At 45.1% G+C, this 1398-nt stretch carries 1 protein-coding gene; it reads right to left on the bottom strand.

Annotated features, from left to right (window positions below; genetic code table 11):
• Positions 1-355: 355 nt before the first annotated feature.
• Positions 356-1398: GGDEF domain-containing protein (locus tag R7E47_RS24360; RefSeq protein WP_318085258.1), on the bottom strand; the 1043-nt coding region annotated here is incomplete at its 5' end.

Here is a 1398-nt window from a genome sequence, read left to right as displayed (position 1 = left end):
TAAGCGTTCAACTTCCAGTTGGGATAGCAAGTCCATGCTACCTGCGGGGCTTATATGGGTAATCATAACGCCTCCTTGTGTTGCATTATTTTGAGGGATAGTTCCAACGCATCTTACTTAGTTGTACGTGTCGTTTTACTCAGATGGCTGGAGGGTTTGGTTTTATGGTTATCGAGTCCCAAGCAACCTCAAGATGCCATATTCGTCATGAATGAATACATCATCTTGAAGTGACTTGGGTTTTAATAGCTTAGCAGACTGAAAGGGGATAAATGTGATAACTCGTTGAAAATGGGAGGTTATGAGCGTTTGAGAGGGGATAAAAGTGTTTGTTTGCTTGTTTTTTGAACGGTTTTTAGTTCCAGTTTAGCTGGTTTGTGCCCCGTTTTTTAGCGTCAGTGAGCATTTGCCCAAGGCGATCGAGCACATATTCTGGTGCGTCTGATTCCTTAAATGAAGTAGAGACGGCTGTCAGAGTAATGATGATGTTTTGCTCGCGGAACTTAAAGGGCAGCTGACAGATATCGCGCTGAATATTCTTCATCAGTTCTAATGTGTATTCTTCACTTTGTTCTGGAATCAGCAGAATAAACTCTTCACCGCCAAAGCGAGCGACGGTTTCGGTATCAGACACGCGCTTATTGATAGCACGAGCGATGATCTTCAGCGCTTTATCACCAGCGGTATAACCATAGCTGTCGTTTACGGCTTTGAAGTTATCGACATCAAACAGTACCACTCGTAGATTTTGTTGAGAGCGAATCCAACGACGGTATTCGAGCTCAAGACGATCGTTAAATGCTGTTCGGTTGTAAACCTTCGTGAGTGGATCAAGCAACATTCGCTGTGTCTGGTCGTCTAAGCGGCGGCGGTAATCTTGTGTGGTTTCAAACACCGCTTCAAGCTGATTTTTGCTGTAGCTTAAACGCTCTTGCAGGGCCTGTTCTCTCTCTTCCGTCATCTTGAGGCGCTCGGTTAACGAGGCCATTTTGGCCAGTAATGGAGCGACTTCTTGTTTGAGTTCTGCTAAATCCTGTGCTTGGTCGAGAGATTGTTGGCTGAGCTCAACCAAACCATTCATTTCTGCATTTAGCTCTTGGCGATGCTCAAAATAAGTATGGTGTTGATCGACGTTTTGATGGACGGTTTTGAGGTTACTCGCCAGCGCTGAGTTTAACTGATCGAGAAATTGGCTTGACGCTTTGCGCTCAAACTTAGTCGCTTCGACGACTAACTTCAGAGTGCTTAACGTCAGCTCGATTAAGGATTCTGCATTCACGCCAAGCAACAGTTTTGCACGAATATCAAGCAGTCTCTCGCCCCATTCGCCTTCAAAATCAAGTTCTGTAATCGTATGTTGCAGATCGACGGCGAGGCATTCCAGTTGAGATTTGTCTG

This window comes from Vibrio sp. Vb1026 (genome assembly GCF_033338745.1).
In the GTDB taxonomy this organism is placed as follows: Bacteria; Pseudomonadota; Gammaproteobacteria; order Enterobacterales; family Vibrionaceae; genus Vibrio; species Vibrio alginolyticus.
This window is presented reverse-complemented; position numbering and strand designations above follow the sequence as displayed.